Below are 21,822 nucleotides of genomic sequence, written 5' to 3'. Positions count from 1 at the left end.
GCAGCATTAAGCGATCCTTCAATCCAGAACTATTGAATGAGACCGATTGACTTGGAATGCTCAATCGCTTCCGAACTGTCATTAAACAAAAGTGCGCTCACATTTTTAGCCTTCACCTTGTCAAGTAAGTTTCGAGTTTCTTCTTCCTTTTCAGGGCGAATATTTCTGATATAAACAGCCGCAATATTATCCGGATATTTTTCTACAATTGAAGTGTAAATTGTTGGATCCTGCTGTGAGTTATCGCCAAAAAATACAAATTTCTGATTTGGGAAAGCATCTAAAATTCGCATTACCCGTAGCAGTTTACCTTCATGTCCAGTTTTCCCTGTCTTCACCAAATCACTCCAACGTTTCAAGGTATTTAATAAAAAGGCACCATCGGGCAGTTTATTAAACCTGAATGTTTCAAGCAAATAATCGTAGAGATTCCATTCACTGCTGCTCACATAGAAAAACGGATTGGGTTGATTTCGGGTTGTATGCGACAGGGCCAGTTGCTGGTAATGCTTTGCGGCATCAGGAAAAGTTTTTCGTGTACGCGGATTTTTAATAAATAATTCCCTTAACCTTCTTCCAATTGTTGCCGAATGCGAAATCATTACGGTATCATCAATATCAGAAATAAAGGCATATTGTGTGATATGCGGTATGTATACTTTTCCTTCGCTCGAACTTAATACGTTGTCATTTTCATCTATGGCTTCAACCTTTACAAAGTGCCAGCCAGCTTCCACATCCTGTACTGCCTTCCATTCAAATTTGAAAAAACCGTCGTGCTCGGTTTTGTTATCAATTGTTTGATCAAAAAATTGCAGCCTTACCCTCACAAATGGATAGGGTTTAAGTACAAAAAGCTTAAAGAGATGAACGATATTAACGAAAATATTGTTGCTAAAAATCTGTGCTGCCTTAGCCTTGCGTTTAAAAACATGTCCATAAACCACCAGGTTGTTTTTGTGCCCGTAGCCGTGATAAATTTTTACACTAACAGATTTATTCATTGCCATTAAAACAGAGTGAATTAAAAGTTGTTTGTGATGTAACGCATTTATAGCCAAAACATGAAATTACTATTCATCATCAATCCAGGTTCAGGTAGTCATGATATTAATTTGAAGGAAGTAATTTCTACATATTTTTCAGATAAGGAAACAGCAATAGACTTATTTGAACTTCCTGACGACTGTTCTTTGGATAAGATCAAAGCAAAAATTGATCAATCGAAAGCCGACAGAGTTGTTGCCGTAGGTGGCGATGGTACACTAAAACTGGTTGCTGAATGTTTGCTACATACCGGTACGCCAATAGGCATTATTCCGGCCGGCTCCGCAAATGGAATGGCAAAGGAACTTGGAATACCAACAGAGATCGAGGATGCGTTAAATTTATTGGAAACCGGAAATCTTCAAAAAATTCACGTAGTTAAACTAAATGATGAAATTTGTATTCATTTATCCGATTTAGGGTTTAATGCCTATCTGGTTAAAAAATTTGACACACTTCCACAACGTGGAATGTGGGGTTATGCCAAAGCTACCTGGCATGCCCTATGGAACCATAAAAGAATGGAGGTAGAGTTAAATATAAATGGCGAAATCATCCGATCAAAAGCGGCCATGGTGGCTATAGCAAATGCAACCATGTATGGCTCGGGTTTAAAAATAAATCCAGATGGTAAATTGAACGATAATCTTTTCGAAATTATTCTGGTAAAGGATTACTCCTACCTTGAAATTCTTAAAATATGGCTCACCAGGCTACCTTTTAACCCTAAAAAAATTGAAGTTTTTCAGATTTCAGAAGTGAAGATATCTTCTAAACATCAAGCGCATTTTCAGGTTGATGGAGAATACATTGGTAAAATAAATGCAATTGAAGCGAAGATTTTACCTGAGGCCATTACGGTAATCATTTAGTTCAGCTCGTTGCGGTGGATCTGGATGGTAAAATACAATCTAAAAAATTCAGCAATGATGCAGACTTTAAATAGAATGTCAAACCACCTTTCGCCGAGATTTAAAACCTCAGGCAGGAAAGTAATGAAGCCAATAGAGAATATCCACACAATTAACCTGAATGGAAACTGGATATAATAAGTTATAAAGCCAAACTTTCTAAATAAGAACAAGCCGATTGCAGAAAGAAAAAGTGAAACGAATAAAGGTAAAGTCAAAATCACTCTTAGCTGAGAAAGCACCTGATCGGGAATTTCATTCAGATGCGTGATAATACCCCAGAATTGTTTATAAAGAAGTAGAATGCTAACAACATCAAGAAGGGCAAAAAGCTTGGTAGTAATTCTCATTTATTTGCAGTATTTGGCTAGATACTGGTCTGCTAAACTACTACCCATATGTTTAACAAACAAAAAATCTTCGCAGGCCCCTTGTTTATCGCCTTGCTTAATTTTCTTTAATCCGTTATTAATTCTTTCCTGGAGATATTCGTCATCAATACCCAGCTGATTTTTAATGGCTATAATCTGAGCTTCCTGGCCTGGTTTTGCTTTGTCGATATTCTTATAGAAATTAATTACCGAATTCGTCAATCCTTCTTCAGCCTGGTAACTTCGAATGGCATCCTGCATATCTTTGCTTGATTTACGTTCGCAGTTATAACCTGAGAGTTTAAAGTTTACCGGCACTACAACCGCAGTTGTGGTGTCATAACCTGCAGGTAATCTCCATTTGCCGCTACTCATGCGAACCAGTCTCAAAGCTTCTTCATCCAGTTCGCTTAAAATACTTTTGGTTACTCTCGAGGAATACACTCGCCCGTCTTTATCGAGCTTGAAACTAATGTTCACGGTACCCTGAACACAATTGCTTTTTGAAAAGGCAGGATATATAGTGTTTTCTCTTAAGAATGAGGTAAAACCATCTTTGCCCGTTTTAAACTGTAATTGCGCCATCACGGCCGAACAGCAAAAAATTAAGATTATGGTAATTAACTTTCTCATTTCACTAATTTACTAAAAAATGCTGACCGTAATTGAAAACATCTAAAACCTGGTGCTATGTTCGTTTTCAAAGGTAACCTTGAGTATTACATTTGGATCAGGGCAGTTGTTTAGATATTTTTCTCTTTCACTAAACTTACACACGCCCTGGTAATCGCCTTTTAAGCCGTACATGTTCTGTATAATTTGAAAATGGAGGTGTGGAGGCCAGCCACCATTTTCTTTTTGAATGCCAAATTCAGCAAATTTTGCACCTTTTGAAATGAACTGTCCGGGTTCAAGCCCTTTCAAAGAAGCTGCGCTTAAATGGCCATAAAGTGCATTAAATGTCAATCCATCAATTTCATAAGCCAGAATGATGGTAGCACCGTAATCACCAAAATGATTGTTATTTGCAAAACTGTGCACCCGGGCATCATAGAAATTGTATACAGGCGTTCCGCTTGGTCCCCAGATATCAACACCTAGATGTAGGCGGCGGGGTTCTTCCTCCGTATCAAAATGAGTGCTTCTGGAATAAATGGTTCGATGTTCATTATATCCGCCAATTCCATAACAAGCACCGCTATCTTTTAATTTCTGATTAATGAAATTGCTGAACAAATCCGTGTCATCTAAAATTTCATCAGTTAATTCTTTGTTATTGGATGTAAAATCCAACGGTAGAAGTTTGTCTTTTGTGGGATCAAAATCTACAACTTTTCCTATTGCTGGTGCATTTGAATCAATAATTTGCTCGAAGGGTTTCATTAACGAATTAATTGAAAATATAAACGTAATTATAAATATAATGAGATAATGCTCCGCCAATTACGAATAAATGCCAAAGCTCATGGCTGTGCATCCATCGGTACATTTGTTTATCCTTGGCATAATAATAAGTTCCGCCAATGTAAAATAAACCTCCAAAAAGCAACCAGAAAATTGCTCCAATGGGCAAGGTGCCCAGCATTTTTTGCAATAATGGAACAATCAGGCATCCCATCAAGATGTAAATGGAAAGTGAGATAGCGGTGCTTTTTAATTTGTTGAAGATTTTTAGCAGACAACCCGTAATGGCTATGATCCACACAATGGCAAATAATCCCCAACTTAACCAGCCATCAAATACCAACAAAGCTGTAGGTGTATAGGAGCCGGCGATCATGAGGTAAATGCAGCAATGATCAAATTTTTGCCAAAAGCGTATTCCATAATCCGTTGCCGGGTAACCATGATAGATTGCGCTTACGCCAAATAAAATGAAAGTCGCAATGCTATATATCCAGGCAGCAGTAAATTCAATTGAAGTATTACATTTTTCAAGCAAAAAATAACCCGCTGGTATCGCTACCAATGCGGGTATAAAATGCGTAACGAAGTTTACAGGTTCTCTTAATTTCCTCACGGTTATTATTCTTCGCCCTCTTCTTTTTGTCTCGGTTCTTTTGCTATTTTATCGAACAGATGATCCATGCGTTCTACATATTCATTTGTATCATCTACAAAAAATGTAAGTTCTGGCACCACCCTAACCTGATGGCGAATTCTCGCCCCTAATTTATACCTGATCTCGCCAGCATGAGCGTTTACCGTATTAATGGAAAGCGTTGTATTGTTTGTGTTGAAAAAACTCAAATATACCTTTGCCACCGCCAAATCTGGCGATACGCGTACGCGGGTAATGGTAACCAATGTATTTGGCAAGAATGCAGCACCCTCACGCTGAAAAACCTGTGCTAACTCCTCTTGTAGTACTCCTGCAAATTTTTGCTGACGTTTACTTTCCATAAATCTTATTTTTCGTCATTGCTTCGTACCTCGCAATAACGGTTTATTTACTAATATAATAAATTACTATCGTAAGGATACCTGGCAATATGTGCCGCCTTTACCTTATCGTATAACAAATTTTTAAACTCTTCTATATTCTCTTTTTCTGTTGCCGAAATGAACAAAACAGGCACTTTTCCATGACTCATCCAGCTTTTCTTAAATTCATCAATGCTCAGTTTTCCATCGTCATCCTCATCTTCAACCTCTGGCGAAACGTATGCATCAATTTTGTTAAACACCAAAATCATGTCTTTATCAATGGCGCCAATATCTTTCAATGTTTCATTAACCGTATTAATCTGGTCTTCGAAATTTGGATGCGATACATCAACTACATGAATTAATAAATCTGCTTCGCGAACTTCATCCAGTGTAGATTTAAAACACTCCACCAAATGATGGGGCAGTTTGCGAATAAAACCAACGGTATCTGAAAGTAAGAAAGGCAAATTTTCAATCACTACCTTTCTTACGGTTGTATCCAAGGTAGCAAACAGTTTATTCTCCGCAAATACTTCCGATTTTGAAAGCATGTTCATAATGGTTGATTTGCCTACGTTGGTATAACCAACCAAAGCTACACGAATTAGTTGACCACGGTTTTTACGTTGCGTTTCATTTTGTCTGTCGATATTTCTTAAACGCTCTTTAAGCAACGAGATTTTATTTAAAATGATACGTCTATCACTTTCAATCTGCGTTTCCCCAGGTCCACGCATTCCAATACCACCTTTCTGGCGCTCTAAGTGAGTCCACATACCCGTTAAACGTGGCAGTACGTATTGTAATTGGGCCAGTTCTACCTGAGTTTTCGCCTGAGCGGTTTGTGCTCTGCTGGCAAAAATATCCAGGATCAGGTTGCTTCGATCTAGCACTTTAACGCCCAATTCACGATCGATATTCCGCAATTGCGAAGGTGATAACTCATCGTCAAAAACAACGGTATCAATTTCTTCAGATTTAACGTAAGCTTTAATTTCTTCTAATTTTCCCGTACCTACAAAAGTTGCACGTTCAGGCTTAAGCATTTTTTGAGTAAAAACCTTTTCTACTTTTCCTCCCGCTGTATCAACCAAAAAAGCTAATTCATCTAAATATTCTTTTGTTTGCTCATCCTTTTCGCCTGGCGTAACTACTCCAACCAAAACGGCTCGTTCCTGCTTAATCGCAGTATCATAAAATTTCTGTTTTCCCATGTAATATGTACAAACTTAGATAAATTGCCAGTAATTATAGTAGCAAGAAAGCAATTTTATCGAACTGGCAGTATGCTATAATTAATTATTTCGGTTAGAAAGTTGATTGCTTATTAAAATAACATTACACTTTTGATTTTTGTTTGTGGCTTGTTTTGAACTCCATTAATAAATTATAGATTAGAACTTTGTTTAAAATCGGCATTCGACTATGGATTTTTTCAACACCCACAGTATCTTTTTCACCGTCTTAGGTTACCCAATGAGTTACCTGGAGTTTTTTGCCGTAGTAACGGGTGTTCTTTCTGTCATCCTCTCGGCTAAAGCAAGCATTTGGAGCTGGCCCGTAGGAATTGTAAATGTGTTTCTATCGGCTTTTTTCTATTACCAAATTCAGCTTTATCCTGATATGTTTTTAATGGCTTTCTTTTTTGTAACCAATATTTTAGGCTGGTGGCGATGGGCTAACCCAAAGCCTGAAGAAGAAGACAAGAGAAAGGAATTGAAGGTGAGTTTTATGCCCAGAAAGCAATTTTATACCTGGCTTTTAATCGGCATTGCCGGAACAATACTGATAGGCGCTTTGGCGAGTCAGTTGCACAACTGGTTCCCAATGTTGTTTAATTTACCAAGTGCATATCCTTTTGTAGATTCTTTTATTTTAGTGATGAGCGTCATTACCACGTTCTTGATGATACAGAAGCGAATTGAATGCTGGATCATTTGGCTAATGATTGACATAGTAGCCACCTATTTGTATTTTTTAAAAGGAGCGATGTTTTTTGGTGTGGAATATATCGTTTTCACCATTATTGCCGCTTTTGCTTTGTGGAACTGGATGAAGGAATACAAAAGTTATGATAAAGCCGCATGAAAAGAGGGCTCGTAATCGGAAAGTTTATGCCTATTCATAATGGGCATATTTCGCTAATTAATTTTGCCGCTTCACAGTGTGATGAACTCATTATTTCGATGAGTTTTACACCTAATGATCCCATTGAGGCCAAATTACGTTTTAGCTGGATTGAGGAAATTTTTAAAGATGAACCCAAAATAAAACCTGCAATTATTTGTGATGATTTTGATGATGAAACGCTCATGCTTGAACCCCGAACAAAGATTTGGGCGAAACGCATGAAAGAAGTTTATCCTAAAATTGACGTCCTTATCAGCTCGGAAGAATATGGAGAGCCCTTTGCGTTAAATATGAAGGCCAGGCATATTTTATTTGATTTAAAGAGAAACAAAACCCCTGTTTCTGCCACGATGATCCGCAATCATCCTTTCAGATTTTGGGAACATATCCCCGATGTAGTTAAACCTCATTTTGTAAAACGTATTTGCTTTTACGGTCCGGAAAGTACAGGAAAATCGACATTGGCTGAAAAGATGGCTTCCTATTATCAAACTGAATTTGTTCCGGAAGTAGCTAGAGAACTGATCACTTCAAATGATATTTCAGTTGATGACATTATTAAAATAGGAAAAGCACAAACTCAAAGGGTAAAGGATAAAACCAAAATTTCCAACAAAATCCTTTTTTGTGATACAGATTTGATCACCACTCAAATTTATTCAAAGCTATATTTAAATGTAATACCTGAAATTTTAAGCAGGCTCGAAAATGAAATTGTATATGACGTATATTTTTTGCTTGATATTGATGTAGCGTGGATTGCTGATGATCTTCGGGATTTCGGTGATAAAAGGTTAGAAATGTTTCACCTTTTTAAAGCTGAACTGGAAAGACGTAAGATAAGTTACATTTTGATTAGCGGAGATTATAACAACAGAGAAGAAATGGTAAAAGCAATAGTTGATTTAATTCTGGAGGAATAATTACAGACGTTAGAAATAAATGAGTTTTAATACTAATCTACATCAAATTGAAATTCACCTGGGTTTGGCAAGATTAAATCAAGTTGTGAAATATCTCCATCTACAAACCATTTTACAATTTGAGGCAAATCTTGACTTGAAATTTCACTTGAGTGTCTTGCATCCCAAACCTTTGTGTGTTCGCGTCTGGTAAGGAGTTTTGTAAACCAGCCCGCTTTCTCCAAACTATACCAGGAAAAAGTTACAATCAGGCTCAAGTTCTCTTCCAGTAAATTTCGCTCATCAATATAATTGCACGAAACATCTAAGTTGCGTTTGTTTTCTGGATCTGAAACATCTAAAAACCAATAGTCTTCATAAGGGATATATTCGCTACTTCGGTATGCGTGGTAATAATTTTTCCATTCTTGCAACCAATCAATTTCTTTACAGTATTTAATTACTTCCAATCTGTTTCGGTTTTGCAATTCAGTTTTTTTTCCTAAAGAAGATAAAAATTCAATGTTGAACATCATTAGATTAAATAATCGTTAAATAAAATTAGCAGAAATCTTTGAATCAGCATGAAAACCAGCTAAAATCTTCAGGCACTAGCCCGTGACTTTAAACCTTTAACTCATAACTTTCAAATTTTTCTCTTCAACTGTTTGATAATAAAAGTATTCTATCTATCTTTGCAGTCCCAAATTTAATGGGAATAAATAATTGTTTAATAAATTAAATACAAGCAAGTGAATACGTTAAGTTACAAAACTGTCTCTGCCAATGCGAAAACTGTTAACAAACAGTGGATTGTTGTTGATGCACAAGGCGAGATTTTGGGGCGCTTGTCATCGAAGATCGCAATGATCATCCGTGGTAAAAACAAGCCTGAGTACACCCCACACGTAGATTGCGGAGATAACGTTATTGTTATCAATGCAGACAAGGTTAAATTGACAGGAAACAAATTCAGCGAAAAGCAATATGTTTCTTACACTGGTTATCCAGGTGGTCAACGTTTTATTTCTCCAAAGGAGTTAATGGCGAAACACCCTCAACGTGTAATCGAGAAAGCGGTACGTGGTATGTTACCGAAAACTAAATTGGGTAAAAAACTTTACACCAATCTTTTTGTGTATGCTGGTGAAACTCACCCTCATGCAGCTCAATCTCCAAAAACCATTAAACTTTAAGAAATGTCAGTTACTAACACTTCAGGAAGAAGAAAAACAGCTGTTGCACGTATCTACTTAAAAGATGGTGCTGGAGCAATTACCGTTAACGGTAAAGATCACAAAGTTTATTTCCCAACTTTACCTTTGCAATATATCGTAAACCAAAGTTTAGAGGTTTCTGAGCTTACAGGTCGTTATGATATTACTGTAAACGTTCAAGGTGGTGGAGTAAAAGGACAAGCAGAAGCTGTTCGTTTAGCTATTGCTAAAGCGATTGTTGAACTAGATGCGGAGAAAAAACCTGCATTACGTGCTAAAGGCCTAATGACGCGTGATATGCGTATGGTTGAGCGTAAAAAACCAGGACGTGCTAAAGCTCGTAAGAAATTCCAATTCAGTAAACGTTAATCACAGGAGGCAAAGACAATGGCAAGAACAACTTATCAAGACTTATTGGATGCAGGTGTACACTTTGGTCACCTTACCCGTAAATGGAATCCAAAAATGGCTCCTTACATTTTCATGGAGCGTAATGGAATTCACATTATAGATTTAAATAAAACTTTAACTAAAACTGAAGAAGCTGCGGCTGCGATTAAACAAATCGTAAAATCAGGACGTAAAGTATTATTTGTTTCAACAAAAAAACAAGCAAAAGGAATCGTAGCTGAGCAAGCTAAAAAAGTAAATATGCCTTTCGTAACCGAGCGTTGGTTAGGTGGTATGTTAACTAACTTTGCTACAGTACGTAAGTCAATTAAAAAGATGGTTACCATCGATAAAATGACTAAAGACGGTACTTATGCTATTTTATCTAAAAAAGAGCGTTTGATGATTCAGCGTGAGCGTATTAAATTAGAATCACTTTTAGGTGGTATTGCTGATTTAAACCGTTTACCTGCAGCTTTATTCTTAATTGATGTTAAGAAAGAGCACATCGCAGTAACTGAAGCGTTAAAATTAAACATCCCAACTTTTGCGATGGTTGATACAAACTCTGATCCTTCAAACATCGATTTCCCTATTCCGGCGAATGATGATGCTACAAAATCTATCTCTTTAATTACTGATGTAATTATCAAAGCGATTGAAGAAGGTTTAGATGAGCGTAAACGCGAAAAAGATGATGAGGCAGAAAAAGAAGCAGTAGCGGCTAAAGCTGCGGCTGATGCGCCAGAGGTTAAAGAACCAAGACGCAAAAAAGCTGCTGAAGCAGAAGTTGAAGCATCTTCATCAGAAGAAACTAAAACAGAAGAATAATTTAAGTTATGAGTTATAGGTTATTGGTTGTAGGTAAATCCCGCAACCTGTAACCTGTAACTTTTAACATTTTAAGGAACTTATAAATTTTTAAAAATGTCTACAGTACAAATTACTGCCGCAGATGTAAATAAACTACGCCAACAAACTGGCGCTGGTATGATGGATTGCAAAAAAGCTTTAGTTGAAGCTAATGGCGATTTCGAAGCTGCTGTTGATTTATTGCGTAAAAAAGGTCAAAAAGTATCTGCTGCTCGTTCTGGCAATGCTACTTCTGAAGGTTTGGTATCAATCGCTGTTTCAGCAGATGGTACAAACGGCAAATTAGTTGCTTTAGCTTGCGAAACTGAGCCAGTTTCTAAAGTTGAGGATTTCCGTAATTTAGCTCAGGCTGTTTTAGCTGCTGCAGTGGCTAACAACCCTGCTACTATCGAAGAATTATCAGCTATCGCTTTAGAAGATGGACGTACGGTTGCGGAAACCATCACTGAACTTACTGGTAAAATCGGAGAGAAAATCGTTATTCAGGAATATGCAAATGTTTCTGGTGAGAAAATCGTTTCTTACATCCACTCTAACGGTAAAATGGGTGTATTGGTAGTATTTGAAGGTGCTAACGGTGCAGATATTACTGAAGCTGGTAAAGATGTGGCAATGCAAATTGCTGCAATGAACCCGGTTGCTGTTGATAAAGACGGTGTTGATCCTGCTACTATCGAACGTGAAATCGAAATTGCTAAAGACGTTATCCGTCAAGAAGGTAAACCAGAAGAAATGGTTGAAAAAATCGCTGCTGGTAAATTGAACAAATTCTACAAAGACAGCACTTTATTAAACCAAGAGTTTGTTAAAGACGGTTCTATGGATGTTCGTAAATTCTTAGATAGCACTGCTAAAGGCTTAACTGTAACAGCTTTCAAACGTGTTCAACTAGGTGCATAAGCACATATAAAATTATAGAAAACCGCCCGATGTATATCAGGGCGGTTTTTTTATGCTTATTATTTTTTAGAAAACGAAAGGTATGTTATCCTTCGGAAACTGCAGCCCCGCTATTATTTCAATCTTTTTGGCTTCATTTTTTTTTCCTACATCGTCATTGCGATTAGAAACGACGTGGCAATCTATTATGACAGTGCAACAAAAAGTATTTCCACGCTATCGGGTTTATGATTGCAGTTTCTGCATAAACACCAAAATTTCGCTACCAACTTAGTAAATTAGGCCCATTAAAAATAAATCTATGCTAAATCTATCAAACACAAAATTTTACCTGAACGATTCGTTACAAGAAGGAAAAAGTATAAATATTCAGGATGGTAAAATCGTGTCAATTGAAAATTCGGAATCTAAAAATTCATCTGATGTGTTGGTTGTTCCTGGTTTTATTGATTTACAAATCTACGGTGCAGGTGGAAGATTGTTTTCTGCAGAACCAACGCTTGAATCTTTGGCGATCATGGAAGATGATTTGCTAAAAAAGGGAACAACAGGCTTCCTTACATGTATGGCAACCAATACGCCGGAAGTTTTCAATGCCTGTATTGCCACGGCAAAACAATATCGCCAGCAGGCGAGAAACTTTTTGGGTTTACATTTGGAAGGTCCATTTTTAAACCCTAAACGTTTAGGCGCTCATGTGCCAGAATTTGTACGACGGGCAACATTAGATGAAATAAAAGCATTATTGGATTTCGGTGATGGTGTGATTAAAATGATGACCATTGCACCCGAGTGCAATGATGATGAAGTGATTCAATATTTGCTTGATCATGGCGTTTTGGTTTCACTTGGGCATAGTAACGCTACTTTTGAACAGGCTACTTCAGCATACAATAGTGGCATCCAAACCACAACACATTTATTCAATGCCATGAGTCCGGTTCACCACCGTGAACCGGGTATTCCAACGGCGGTTTTTAACCATTCTCGGGCAATGGCAAGTATTATCGCAGATGGCCAGCATGTGGATTTTGAAGTGGTAAAATTTGCGAAGAAATTATTAAAAGAACGTTTATTCTTAATTACTGATGCCGTTACAGAATGCGCATCCGGACCTTATCAACATGTGAAAAATGGCGATAAATTTGTAATGCCCGACGGAACATTATCAGGCTCGTCGTTGACGATGTTACAAGCTGTTAAAAATTGCGTAACGCATTGTGAGATCGAGTTAAGCGAAGCGATTAACATGGCCACTAAATATCCCGCCCGACTTATCGGTCTTGAGCATTTAACATCGGGTATTGCAGCTGGAAGTGAAGCCAATATTTTGATTTTGGACGAAGCACTAAACTTACAATCGACTATTTTTAAAGGGCAGAAACTATCAATCTAAATATTTACATCATTTGTTTAAAAGCATAGCCAGGTATTAAAAAAATGTTAATATTTTTGAAGTCATGAAATACAAACGCATCCTACTAAAGCTTAGCGGCGAATCGCTAATGGGCGATAAACAATATGGTATTGATAATGAACGCGTTAAGCAGTACGCTGAAGATATCAAGGCCGTTCACGATAAAGGTTTGGAAATTGCAATCGTAATTGGTGGTGGAAATATTTTCAGAGGCCTAAGCGCCGAGAAAAGCGGGATGGATAGGGCACAAGCAGATTACATGGGGATGTTGGCAACGGTAATCAACTCAATGGCGCTACAAGATGCCCTGGAAAAAGTGGGTATTAAAACCCGTTTACTCACTGCGATTAAAATGGAACAGATTTGTGAACCGTTTATTCGTAGAAGAGCAGTTCGTCATTTAGAAAAAGGGCGTGTAGTCATTTTTGGCGCTGGAACCGGCAACCCTTACTTCACTACCGATTCTGCAGCTGCACTAAGAGCAATTGAAATTAAAGCTGATGCCGTATTAAAAGGAACACGCGTTGATGGAATTTATACTGCAGATCCTGAAAAGGACCCCTTGGCAACTAAATATGAAGAAATTTCATTCAAAGAAGTTTATGCTAAAGGTTTGAATGTAATGGACATGACTGCTTTTACGCTTTGTGAGGAAAACCAGGTGCCAATTATTGTGTTTGATATGAACAAACATGGTAATTTTATGAAAATTGCCAATGGTGAGCCAATTGGTACTTTGGTTAAATAACCTTTAGAAAAATATTATTTTTGTAGAAATACACACATTATGAACGAACTCATACAATTGCAATTAATGGATGCTCAATCTTCGATGGATAAGGCAATCGATCATTGTGAATCAGAATTAACGAAAATTAGAGCCGGTAAAGCATCAGCAGGTATGCTCGATGGTATTTTTGTGGATTATTATGGCGCTTCTACAGCACTGGCTCAGGTAGCGAGTATCAATACGCCTGATGCCAGAACTATTGTGATCCAGCCTTGGGAAAAATCGCTTTTAACCACTATTGAAAAAGCGATACAAGTTGCAAATATTGGTATCAATCCACAAAATGATGGAATTGTGATCCGGTTGGTGGTACCTCCACTAACTGAAGAACGAAGAAAGGATTTAGTTAAAAAGGTAAAAGAAGAAGCTGAACGCGGAAGAATTACGGTTCGTAACATCCGTAAAGATGCCAATACCAAAATTCAAAAATTAAAAGGTGATGGTGTTTCTGATGATGAAATTAAAACCGGTGAAGCAGAAGTTCAGAAATTAACCGATGCTTACATTGTAAAGGTTGATAAACATGCAGAAGCTAAAGAAAAAGATGTAATGACGGTTTAACACCATTATTAACATACCAAAGAGGAATAGGCAAAAACTTATTCCTTTTTTTTTATCCTAACTTTTTCCGCTCCGTAGATTCTCTGATATTTAAACTTGTAGAAAGCACCACTTGTTTAAAATGTTTACCGCTATCGTTCGCATTAAGTTTAGATAGTAATATTTTCATCAAATTTTCAGCAATTTCCTGCACGGGCTGAGCAATAGCGGTGATAGCAGGTTTATAAAATTCAAGCAATTCGAAATCATCAAAAGATACTAAAGCAAGTTTTGGCGCTAAACCATTAACTTCCATTTGTTTGAAGGTTCTTAAGCCATCCAAACAAATGTAATTCGCGGCAAAAATAACCGCATCAAGTTGTTTTTCGCTTTCGAAAAAACTCGTCATCTGCGCTATCGATCCCAGATCTGCATTTCGGTATTTAATTTTTTTAACTTTTAATGGCAGATCGTGCTCCTTAATTGCCCGCTCATATCCAATTTCGCGATCTACCATCTGTTGCAAGTCAGTATCAAGCGTAATGAAGCCAATATTTTTATAGCCATTATTGATTAAATGCTGTGTAGCATTGTATGTACCTTCAATATTATCAATCACTACGTAATCGGTTTCCAGGTCGGGCACATAACGATCGAATAATACCACAGGAACATTCGTTTGAATCAGGTTTTTGATTTCCTGTTCCAGTCCTTCTGGCAAAGCCATAATATATGCGTCTACATGCCTGTCTCTAAAAATCTGGAGTAGCTCAACCGCTTTATTGTGATTGTTATGCGTACTGCTAAATAAAATTTTATATCCGCTTTCTGAAGCTTTCTGATCCAGAAAATGTGCAATGCTGGAAAAAAAAGGCTCGGATATATCATCCACTAAGAAGCCAATTACATTTGTTTTACCTGTTCGCAAACTTTTAGCGAGGGTATTGGGTTGATAACCCCATTTCTCAACAAGATCGAGTACTTTTTTGGTAAGTGCTTTACTGATGTTTTTTTCCTTAGCCTTACCGTTGATTACGAATGATACTGTGGTAATGGATATATTCAATTCATTCGCAATATCTTTTATCTGGATTTTTTTCTTCATTAATAGCGCTACACATTCAACAACCGGAAATATAGGAATTATTTGAGTAAAATCGGGTAAGAAATAGGTTAAGCTGTGATTCGTGCTTTTTGGAATAAGCTTAAAAAGAAAAAGAGCAACCTATCCAGGATTGCTCAATTAACTAACTTATTATTCATAAAAAATGCTGTTGGGGAAGGAGTCGAACCTTCAAGGGGTAGTTAGCTACAGTTCAAAAAATTAATTGTGGTCAACCCAATAAACTGCGTTTGTCCCATTATTCCCCACCACCGAGACAAGGAGGCGTGTCTGCCAATTTCACCACCCAACATTTTAGTCCTTAGTCTGAAGTCTTTAGTCCATAGTCTAATCATGACTTCAGACTAAGGACTCCAGACTAAGCTGCTGTAGGGGAAGGAATCGAACCTTCAAGGAGTGGTTAGCCATTGCTGGTTTTCCCATTATTCTCCGCCACCGAGACAAGGAGGTGTGTCTGCCTGTTTCACCACCCTACATTATGTTAAACAATTTGTTAAAGAACGTTCCCTTTTTGTTAATTGCTTGATACAAATGTAAAAGAACATTCAATACCTTGCAAATATTTTAAACATTTAATTTTATTTTTATAATATTGATAAATATTTGTAAATTCGCTTATCATAATTCAAAAATATGCTTAAAAAAGACAATTCCAATTTAGAAATTGACAACCTCGACATCGACATATTAAAACAATTGATGCAGGATGCCACAAAGCCTTATACTGAAATTGCAAAGGATTTAATCGTTTCCGGAGGTACAATCCACGTCAGGATGAAGAAATTGCAGGAAATGGGTATTATCAAGGGATCTCACCTCATTATCGATCCGCAAAAGGCCGGTTATGACATCTGTGCGTTTTTAGGTATTTACCTGGAGAAGGGGATCCAGTATAAAGACGCTGTGGCGCAATTGAGTAAAATCAGAGAGGTAGTTGAGCTTCACTATACCACCGGATCTTACAGTATGTTCGCAAAGATTATCTGCAGAGATACCAATCATTTGAGACATGTGCTAAATGAAGAAATTCAGGCGGTGAATGGAATTCAACGTACAGAAACTTTAATTTCGCTTGAAGAAAGCATTAAAAGGCAGATTGAACTGGGGTGAGAGTGGGAAGTGGAGAGTTAAAAGTTCAAACTTGAAAGTGCAGAGTTGAAAGTGGAAAGTTTAAAGACTAAAGCAGAAAGTTAACAGCAGAAATACCGAACTTCAAAATTTAGGCGGTTAAACTTTTAATATTTGTACAATAGTTTCTTACTAGACCCGATTGCAGTGAGCACGAAGCCACAGCTTTTTCTGCTGTGAGCGGAGTAAAACGTAAAGCGGGTGCAAACGTTAATAGGTGCGGAGAAACCTGCTCTGCAACAATTATTTCAGTAACTGGTAAGCGATTAAGGCTGCAACATAAGCCATTGCCGTCATGTAACTAAGCTGAATAATGGGCCATTTCCAACCTTTTGTTTCGCGGTAAACGATGGCTACGGTACTCATACACTGCATGGCAAAGGCGTAAAAGAGCATGAGCGAAATTCCGGTTGCAAAGGTATAAACCGGCAAACCCGTTTTGCTGTTTACAGAGGCTTCCATGCGCTCGCGTATGGTCGACGTATCCTCATCGCCACCGTCTACGCTATAAATGGTAGCCATAGTACCCACAAATGCTTCTCGGGCAGCGAAGGAAGTGATTAGGCCAATGCCAATTTTCCAATCGTAACCCAACGGACGGATGGCTGGTTCAATCCAATGCCCTAAAATGCCAACATAGGAGTTTTCTAACTTTTCTGTCGCGATAAGCGTTTCGATATGTGCCGTATTTCTGGTAGTATCAGCTAATGCAGAAGCATATTTTTTATCGATATTTTCAAAACGATCGCCTGGACCAAAGGTAGCCATTACCCAAAGGATGATGGAAATGGCGATGATCACTTTACCGGCTTCGATGATGAAGGTTTTCGATTTCTCATACATGGTGTAGAAAACGTTTTTCCATCTTGGCATGCGATAGATCGGTAACTCCATAATGAAGTAAGAACGTTCTTTGGTTTTAATGATGAACTTCATTACCCAGGCCACAAGGACAGCAGCAACAATTCCAACCAGATACATAACCATTAATGCTAAGCCCTGCATATTGAAAATGCCAAAAAGGTTTTCGGAAGGTATAATCAGCGAAATGATCAGGATATAAACAGGAAGCCTTGCCGAACAACTGATTAACGGTGTAACCATGATGGTAATCATCCTGTCTTTCCAGTTTTCGATATTTCTGGCAGCCATAATTGAGGGTACCGCACAAGCTAAACTTCCGATCATCGGCACTACCGATTTACCATTCAAGCCTACTTTGCTCATGATTTTATCCATCATGAAAGTAACCCTCGCCATGTAACCGGTATCTTCTAAAATTGAAATGAAGGCAAATAATATCGCAATTTGAGGAATAAAAACAAAGATGCCGCCGAGACCAGCGATAACGCCATCTAAAAGCAAATCGGTTAACATGCCTGCCGGGAGATATTCATGCCCCACTTCAGTTAAAAAGCCAAACCCTCCCTCAATCCAATCCATTGGGTACGATGACCAGGCGAAAATAGCGTTGAAGATGATGAAAAGGATAAGCAGGAAAATCGCAAAGCCCCAAACTTTATGGGTTAGTATCGCATCCAGTTTATCGCTAAAAGAGAATTTCTGTGCTCTGCCGCTATCGGTTACTACATCGGCTAAAAGTTTACTTAAGTGCTGGTAGCGAACTACAGTTTCTGCCGCCTGAACTTTAGCGGATTCAAACTTGTGTGATTGTTCAATCTGCTCAATTTCTTCCTGCTCCTGATCAGAAAAGAAATTTAAATACTCGTGCTGGTGCAAAACCTGCAAGGCATAATAATCGTTATCTGAATTTAATTTCGACTTAATAGCATTGATTGCTTCTGGCGCTAAGCTATTTACATCAACATCCTGCAACTGTGTTGCTATTTTAGTGGTATTGGCGATTGCCTGTTTTAAGCGATCAATACCGATGTTATTTCTTGCAGATATAGAAACAACCTGAATGCCCAGTTTTTGAGCGAGCTTGTCTACATTGACTTCAATACCTTGCTTTTCAGCCAAATCAATCATATTTAAGGCCAATATCATCGGAATCCCTAAATCTGCAACCTGCGAATACAAAAGCATGTTTCGTTTAAGGTTTGAAGCATCTGCAATGAGTACAATCACATCCGGATGTGCGCTGTTTTTTTGATCGGCCAATACCTGGAAAACAATACTTTCATCGCTACTTTTCGGGTACAAACTATAAGTGCCCGGAAGGTCAATGATTTCGGCTTGTTTGCCATCAATCATTTTCATGAAACCTGTTTTCTTATCTACCGTGATACCTGGAAAGTTTCCTATCTTCTGGTTTAACCCGGTTAAACGGTTAAAGAGTGTAGATTTTCCTGTATTGGGATTACCAACTAACGCAACTTTAATATCCAAACCTGCCTATTTATTGTATGATAATAACATCAGCCTCACTTTTACGCAAGCAAAGCTGATAACCAGCAACACGAATAGCCATCGGATCACCGAGTGGTGCAAAACGTTCAACCTCCACCACTTCACCTGGCAAGCAACCCATCTCCATCAGTTTTACTGAAAGATCAAGATCTGTAAAAGATATGATTGTGCCCTTTTCTCCCACCTTGAGATTGGAAAGTTTCATATGTGTATTTTGTTTCGATGTCAGCTGGCTACCACAATGTTGAATTTCAAAAAAAGGAATGCAATTGATGAAATTTAAAACCTTTGCGGTTTCCTATAATTTAGGCGCAAGTTACCCTTTCTTTAGATTTATTCCAAATAACAAGCGCTAACATTCCTGATAGAAACAAGCTTTTACTAAACGATGATTTAATTTCTTTGACGGCCACCACCAAAGCCACCACCGTTCCCTCCTCGTCGTCTTTCGCCGTCTTCATTGCCTCTTATTCTATTTTTGCCACCCATTCGGTTTAGTGAATAAGTAAAGGAAAACATGAAATAACGTTGAAGTACATTATAACTTACATCCTGTATGGTATTATTATTTGCCGTTCGGCTGATCCCTTGATTTTCGTTAAGCAAATCGTTAACAGCGGCTTTAAGTGTGCCTCTGTTTTTGAAAAACTGTTTACTGAGGTATGAATTGATTAAGGTGAAATGAGTATCAAAAGCTTCACCACGGCCCGTGTTTTGATTATAATCTGCATCTACAGACCAACGAATATCGCCAGGGAAGAGATAACTTACACTGATATTGGGGCTAAAAGTATAAAACCGGGTATTAGAATTTGGCTGAACAGAATATGTTGCCCGATTAATGGAACCATTTACACCAGCCGTTAAATCCAGTTTATCCAGGTTCGAAACGAGGCGATAGCCATTAGTTACTGACCAACTGTTGGTGATGTTTCTTAATGAATTAGTGAAATTCACATCGCGATCATAATTTCCGGAAACGTTGATATGAAAATTGAGTTTGTTATCCGCCATTAATGGTAGGCTCAATGATGATGAAACGCTACCTGCATAAACGCCGTTTACATTCACCGGAGTAATGGCCAATTTACCCTGGTCTGGCCCACTTTGAATCAAGCTGCTGCTATTGGCTATTTTATTTGAAGTTTGAGTAAGGTTTAAATTCACAAAAAGTGATCGGTTTTTGCCAACGGTAAATGTATTGTAGGCTACCCTTATCGTATTATCAAATTCAGGTTTTAGATCGGGGTTTCCCATGGGAATACTTTGCGTATTGGTATTGTTCGGAATAGGCTGTAATTGCTGAATAGTTGGTTGGTTTGTTCTACCACGGTAATTAAAAACTAATCTTTTACTATTGCTGAAATTGTACCTGAACATGGCCGATGGCGTATAATTAAATACATTTTGTTTTAAAATGAATCCCCGGCTGATATTGTTATTGGTTCTGTCGGTATTTTGTACCGCCATGCCTGCGTTCCAGTTATATTTTTTAGCTGATTTATTGATGCTGAATCCTGCAGTGTTAGTGAGAATGGTATTTTCATACGAATTACTGAAGGTTTGATCGAGCAAATCATACTGCAATGTTGCCGGATTAAAATTATAAGTAAAACGATCAGAGGTATTGTGGTTATATCCATTCTGATAATTCAACTCAAAACTAAGTGTATTACTTAAAGGCTCGGTATAAACTAACCTGGTATTATGATTAATTGACTCACTTTCCTGGTCGTTTAACTGGTTGGTGAGTTTTTGGGTCGTGGTATTACCCTCAATCCTGGTTTCGGGATTATTATTGTAATTTTCGGCGTCGTTGTTATTGATGTTTGTATTTAAGTTCAATGACAAGGTACGACCGCGGCGCATGAATTTTTTGCGAAGTAAAATGTTATTACTCAGGGATGGTGAGGTGCCATGGTTGGTTAACGCTTGAGAACCGTTAATGCGATAGGTGTTGTAGTCTCTGGTATACTGACTGAAATTGTTGCCCTCATTATTGGTATAGCTCAAATTGGGCTGAATGCGTAATGACGTTAGCGAATCTATTTTGGTATCAACCATAAAGCCTAAGCGATGATTTAAACGCTCTGAGTTGTTGGTTTGATTGTTATTAAAAATGGTGGTTACATCACCTAAAAAGTTTTGGGTAACACTGTTTCGGAGAATTAAGTTTTCTGATTTATTCACAAAGTAGTTTACGCTAAACTCGGTTTGATCGGCATAGGTATCGTTGAAATTAAATCCGGCAGCCTTCGTATCCGTAATCCCTCCGCGACCGCCGTTGCCGCCACCGTTACCTCCGCCTAAACCGCCACCAAAATTTTGTTTGTTTACATTATTAAATTGCGCAATAACGCTTAATTTTCTATCCTGATTAAAATGATTGATGTTTGCGTTAACATCATAACGATCATCTGAACCATAACCTGCTGTAGTGTTACCGAAATATCCATTTTTCTTATCTTTTCGGGTAGTGATGTTGATGATCTTTGTCCTGGTTCCATCATCAATCCCTGTAAATTGTGCCTGGTCGGAGAGCTCATCAATAATCTGAATTTTATCAATCATATCTGCCGGAAGGTTTTTTGTTGCCAGTAATGGATCATTACCAAAAAACTCTTTTCCATCAACCCGCACTTTAGTAATGGTTTCGCCCTGAGCTTTCACCGTTCCAGCTTTATCAACTTCCACCCCCGGAAGCTTTTTTAATAAATCTTCCACAACTGCATTTTCCACCACCTTGAATGAACTGGCATTGAATTCCAAAGTATCTTTTTTAACTACTATGGGTGGAATTTCTGCTTTGATCTCAACGGTTTGTAGGTCGATCGAACCGCCTTCCAAAATGATATCACCAATGCTGGCTACTGGTCGATCGGCTGTGATTACAAAATCTTTGGTTGTATTTTTTAAACCAAGAAAGGCAGCATAAAGCCGATAATTGCCTGGTTTTAATCCCTTTAGAATAAACTTACCATCTTCAGTGGTACTTACTGCACCCACCATGCTAGAATCAGCAAGATTTTTTACCGCTATTGATGCATAATCTATTGGCTTTCTATCTTTTGATTGAAGCACTCTTCCAGCCACCGATCCACTATTTTGAGCGTATGCCAGACATGACCATACAATTAAAGTTAAGGTAAAGAGTTGTTTCATTTGGTTAGTTTTCTGGTTCTAAAATAAAGACTACTCCCCACTTTAAAGGTTTATTTTTGCTTAGGTAACAATTGAAATACATAACTGTCAGTTTGACGGTTATAAGCTTCTTAAATAA

Annotated in this window: 23 protein-coding genes and 2 tRNA genes; 11 read left to right on the top strand and 14 right to left on the bottom strand. The window is 37.9% G+C overall.

From position 1 onward, the window contains the following. Positions 1-29: 29 nt before the first annotated feature. The gene (locus EA772_RS04405) at positions 30-1,004 is read right to left on the bottom strand and encodes an App1 family protein (RefSeq protein WP_124911397.1); all 975 of its coding nucleotides are present in this window, start codon (positions 1,002-1,004) and stop codon (positions 30-32) included. A gap of 60 nt (positions 1,005-1,064) precedes the next feature. Here EA772_RS04405 and EA772_RS04400 point away from each other — a divergent pair, with 60 nt between their 5' ends. Beyond that, positions 1,065-1,919: a diacylglycerol kinase family protein gene (locus EA772_RS04400; RefSeq protein WP_124911395.1), complete on the top strand. Its 855-nt coding sequence runs from the start codon at positions 1,065-1,067 to the stop codon at positions 1,917-1,919. Here the strand turns inward: EA772_RS04400 and EA772_RS04395 are convergent. Genes EA772_RS04395 through hflX form a run of 6 tightly spaced genes read right to left on the bottom strand, consistent with a single transcriptional unit; the run spans position 1,916 to position 5,973 of the window. Next, positions 1,916-2,308 carry a hypothetical protein gene (locus EA772_RS04395; protein WP_124911393.1) on the bottom strand — a complete coding sequence of 131 codons (393 nt, stop codon included), beginning with the start codon at positions 2,306-2,308 and terminating at the stop codon, positions 1,916-1,918. The genes EA772_RS04400 and EA772_RS04395 overlap by 4 nt on opposite strands. Next, a complete protein-coding gene (locus EA772_RS04390; RefSeq protein ID WP_124911391.1) occupies positions 2,309-2,962 on the bottom strand; it encodes an energy transducer TonB in 654 nt (217 codons plus the stop codon). 42 nt (positions 2,963-3,004) lie between these two features. Then, positions 3,005-3,712: a peptidoglycan DD-metalloendopeptidase family protein gene (locus EA772_RS04385; protein WP_124911389.1), complete on the bottom strand. Its 708-nt coding sequence runs from the start codon at positions 3,710-3,712 to the stop codon at positions 3,005-3,007. A 7-nt stretch (positions 3,713-3,719) separates the two neighbouring features. Next, positions 3,720-4,349 carry a hemolysin III family protein gene (locus EA772_RS04380; RefSeq protein WP_168187478.1) on the bottom strand — a complete coding sequence of 210 codons (630 nt, stop codon included), beginning with the start codon at positions 4,347-4,349 and terminating at the stop codon, positions 3,720-3,722. Positions 4,350-4,354: 5 nt separating this feature from the next. Further along, entirely contained in the window at positions 4,355-4,732 is a 378-nt protein-coding gene (rbfA, locus tag EA772_RS04375) for a 30S ribosome-binding factor RbfA (protein ID WP_010602012.1), read from the bottom strand. Between the two features lie 50 nt (positions 4,733-4,782). Next, positions 4,783-5,973: a GTPase HflX gene (gene hflX, locus EA772_RS04370; RefSeq protein ID WP_010602011.1), complete on the bottom strand. Its 1,191-nt coding sequence runs from the start codon at positions 5,971-5,973 to the stop codon at positions 4,783-4,785. 211 nt (positions 5,974-6,184) lie between these two features. On the opposite strand from hflX, the gene pnuC reads away from it, so the two are divergent. Together pnuC and EA772_RS04360 are read left to right on the top strand one after the other, a co-directional pair. After that, a complete protein-coding gene (gene pnuC / locus EA772_RS04365; RefSeq protein ID WP_010602010.1) occupies positions 6,185-6,847 on the top strand; it encodes a nicotinamide riboside transporter PnuC in 663 nt (220 codons plus the stop codon). Continuing rightward, a complete protein-coding gene (locus EA772_RS04360) occupies positions 6,844-7,812 on the top strand; it encodes an AAA family ATPase (RefSeq protein ID WP_124911385.1) in 969 nt (322 codons plus the stop codon). Before pnuC ends, EA772_RS04360 begins: the two co-directional genes overlap by 4 nt. Positions 7,813-7,844: 32 nt before the next feature. On the opposite strand, the gene EA772_RS04355 is transcribed toward EA772_RS04360, so the two are convergent. Further along, positions 7,845-8,327, bottom strand: a complete 483-nt coding sequence (locus EA772_RS04355) for a hypothetical protein (RefSeq protein WP_124911383.1) — start codon at positions 8,325-8,327, stop codon at positions 7,845-7,847. Between the two features lie 216 nt (positions 8,328-8,543). Here EA772_RS04355 and rplM point away from each other — a divergent pair, with 216 nt between their 5' ends. From rplM to frr, 7 genes are all read left to right on the top strand, one after another. Beyond that, positions 8,544-8,987 carry a 50S ribosomal protein L13 gene (gene rplM, locus EA772_RS04350; protein WP_010602007.1) on the top strand — a complete coding sequence of 148 codons (444 nt, stop codon included), beginning with the start codon at positions 8,544-8,546 and terminating at the stop codon, positions 8,985-8,987. Positions 8,988-8,990: 3 nt separating this feature from the next. After that, positions 8,991-9,377, top strand: coding sequence for a 30S ribosomal protein S9 (gene rpsI / locus EA772_RS04345; RefSeq protein WP_055913282.1), 387 nt, complete (start codon positions 8,991-8,993; stop codon positions 9,375-9,377). Between the two features lie 18 nt (positions 9,378-9,395). Then, a complete protein-coding gene (gene rpsB, locus EA772_RS04340) occupies positions 9,396-10,229 on the top strand; it encodes a 30S ribosomal protein S2 (RefSeq protein ID WP_124911381.1) in 834 nt (277 codons plus the stop codon). A 96-nt stretch (positions 10,230-10,325) separates the two neighbouring features. Then, complete coding sequence (gene tsf, locus EA772_RS04335) at positions 10,326-11,171, top strand: translation elongation factor Ts (RefSeq protein WP_010602004.1); 846 nt, start codon at positions 10,326-10,328, stop codon at positions 11,169-11,171. Between the two features lie 301 nt (positions 11,172-11,472). Then, positions 11,473-12,567 carry an N-acetylglucosamine-6-phosphate deacetylase gene (nagA, locus tag EA772_RS04330; protein ID WP_124911379.1) on the top strand — a complete coding sequence of 365 codons (1,095 nt, stop codon included), beginning with the start codon at positions 11,473-11,475 and terminating at the stop codon, positions 12,565-12,567. A 64-nt stretch (positions 12,568-12,631) separates the two neighbouring features. Beyond that, entirely contained in the window at positions 12,632-13,336 is a 705-nt protein-coding gene (pyrH, locus tag EA772_RS04325) for a UMP kinase (protein WP_010602002.1), read from the top strand. A gap of 39 nt (positions 13,337-13,375) precedes the next feature. Then, entirely contained in the window at positions 13,376-13,939 is a 564-nt protein-coding gene (gene frr, locus EA772_RS04320) for a ribosome recycling factor (RefSeq protein ID WP_116169428.1), read from the top strand. A gap of 52 nt (positions 13,940-13,991) precedes the next feature. Here the strand turns inward: frr and EA772_RS04315 are convergent, their stop codons facing one another. The 3 genes from EA772_RS04315 to EA772_RS22020 form a co-directional block, all read right to left on the bottom strand. After that, a complete protein-coding gene (locus tag EA772_RS04315; protein WP_116168998.1) occupies positions 13,992-15,023 on the bottom strand; it encodes a LacI family DNA-binding transcriptional regulator in 1,032 nt (343 codons plus the stop codon). Positions 15,024-15,189: 166 nt separating this feature from the next. Continuing rightward, positions 15,190-15,333, bottom strand: a tRNA-Asp gene (locus EA772_RS22025). Between the two features lie 74 nt (positions 15,334-15,407). Next, positions 15,408-15,517: transfer RNA gene (locus EA772_RS22020), tRNA-Asp, on the bottom strand. A 157-nt stretch (positions 15,518-15,674) separates the two neighbouring features. Here EA772_RS22020 and EA772_RS04310 point away from each other — a divergent pair. Next, positions 15,675-16,151 (top strand): Lrp/AsnC ligand binding domain-containing protein, encoded by a 477-nt coding sequence (locus EA772_RS04310; RefSeq protein ID WP_010601999.1) that lies wholly within the window; start codon positions 15,675-15,677, stop codon positions 16,149-16,151. A gap of 261 nt (positions 16,152-16,412) precedes the next feature. Here EA772_RS04310 and feoB read toward each other — a convergent pair whose 3' ends face one another. The 3 genes from feoB to EA772_RS04295 form a co-directional block, all read right to left on the bottom strand. Further along, positions 16,413-18,521: a ferrous iron transport protein B gene (gene feoB, locus EA772_RS04305; protein ID WP_124911377.1), complete on the bottom strand. Its 2,109-nt coding sequence runs from the start codon at positions 18,519-18,521 to the stop codon at positions 16,413-16,415. 10 nt (positions 18,522-18,531) lie between these two features. Then, on the bottom strand, positions 18,532-18,747 hold the full coding sequence (locus EA772_RS04300) for a FeoA family protein (protein ID WP_010600239.1): 216 nt from the start codon (positions 18,745-18,747) through the stop codon (positions 18,532-18,534). A gap of 188 nt (positions 18,748-18,935) precedes the next feature. Further along, positions 18,936-21,704: an outer membrane beta-barrel family protein gene (locus EA772_RS04295; protein ID WP_124911375.1), complete on the bottom strand. Its 2,769-nt coding sequence runs from the start codon at positions 21,702-21,704 to the stop codon at positions 18,936-18,938. Positions 21,705-21,822 lie beyond the last annotated feature (118 nt).

Source organism: Pedobacter sp. G11 (assembly GCF_003860265.1).
Classification (GTDB): domain Bacteria; phylum Bacteroidota; class Bacteroidia; order Sphingobacteriales; family Sphingobacteriaceae; genus Pedobacter; species Pedobacter agri.
The sequence above is the reverse complement of the archived record's forward strand: the minus strand, read 5'-3'. Positions and strand labels throughout refer to the sequence as shown.

Bases quoted from the DNA above. Each gene is read 5' to 3' on its own strand.
- frr (WP_116169428.1), top strand. From the start codon at position 13,376: ATGAACGAACTCATACAATTGCAATTAATGGATGCTCAATCTTCGATG.
- nagA (WP_124911379.1), top strand. From the start codon at position 11,473: ATGCTAAATCTATCAAACACAAAATTTTACCTGAACGATTCGTTACAA.
- EA772_RS04390 (WP_124911391.1), bottom strand. From the start codon at position 2,962: ATGAGAAAGTTAATTACCATAATCTTAATTTTTTGCTGTTCGGCCGTG.
- EA772_RS04315 (WP_116168998.1), bottom strand. From the start codon at position 15,023: ATGAAGAAAAAAATCCAGATAAAAGATATTGCGAATGAATTGAATATA.
- EA772_RS04405 (WP_124911397.1), bottom strand. From the start codon at position 1,004: ATGAATAAATCTGTTAGTGTAAAAATTTATCACGGCTACGGGCACAAA.
- EA772_RS04355 (WP_124911383.1), bottom strand. From the start codon at position 8,327: ATGATGTTCAACATTGAATTTTTATCTTCTTTAGGAAAAAAAACTGAA.
- EA772_RS04310 (WP_010601999.1), top strand. From the start codon at position 15,675: ATGCTTAAAAAAGACAATTCCAATTTAGAAATTGACAACCTCGACATC.
- EA772_RS04395 (WP_124911393.1), bottom strand. From the start codon at position 2,308: ATGAGAATTACTACCAAGCTTTTTGCCCTTCTTGATGTTGTTAGCATT.
- tsf (WP_010602004.1), top strand. From the start codon at position 10,326: ATGTCTACAGTACAAATTACTGCCGCAGATGTAAATAAACTACGCCAA.
- EA772_RS04360 (WP_124911385.1), top strand. From the start codon at position 6,844: ATGAAAAGAGGGCTCGTAATCGGAAAGTTTATGCCTATTCATAATGGG.
- rpsI (WP_055913282.1), top strand. From the start codon at position 8,991: ATGTCAGTTACTAACACTTCAGGAAGAAGAAAAACAGCTGTTGCACGT.
- hflX (WP_010602011.1), bottom strand. From the start codon at position 5,973: ATGGGAAAACAGAAATTTTATGATACTGCGATTAAGCAGGAACGAGCC.
- rpsB (WP_124911381.1), top strand. From the start codon at position 9,396: ATGGCAAGAACAACTTATCAAGACTTATTGGATGCAGGTGTACACTTT.
- EA772_RS04300 (WP_010600239.1), bottom strand. From the start codon at position 18,747: ATGAAACTTTCCAATCTCAAGGTGGGAGAAAAGGGCACAATCATATCT.
- EA772_RS04295 (WP_124911375.1), bottom strand. From the start codon at position 21,704: ATGAAACAACTCTTTACCTTAACTTTAATTGTATGGTCATGTCTGGCA.
- pnuC (WP_010602010.1), top strand. From the start codon at position 6,185: ATGGATTTTTTCAACACCCACAGTATCTTTTTCACCGTCTTAGGTTAC.
- EA772_RS04400 (WP_124911395.1), top strand. From the start codon at position 1,065: ATGAAATTACTATTCATCATCAATCCAGGTTCAGGTAGTCATGATATT.
- pyrH (WP_010602002.1), top strand. From the start codon at position 12,632: ATGAAATACAAACGCATCCTACTAAAGCTTAGCGGCGAATCGCTAATG.
- EA772_RS04385 (WP_124911389.1), bottom strand. From the start codon at position 3,712: ATGAAACCCTTCGAGCAAATTATTGATTCAAATGCACCAGCAATAGGA.
- rbfA (WP_010602012.1), bottom strand. From the start codon at position 4,732: ATGGAAAGTAAACGTCAGCAAAAATTTGCAGGAGTACTACAAGAGGAG.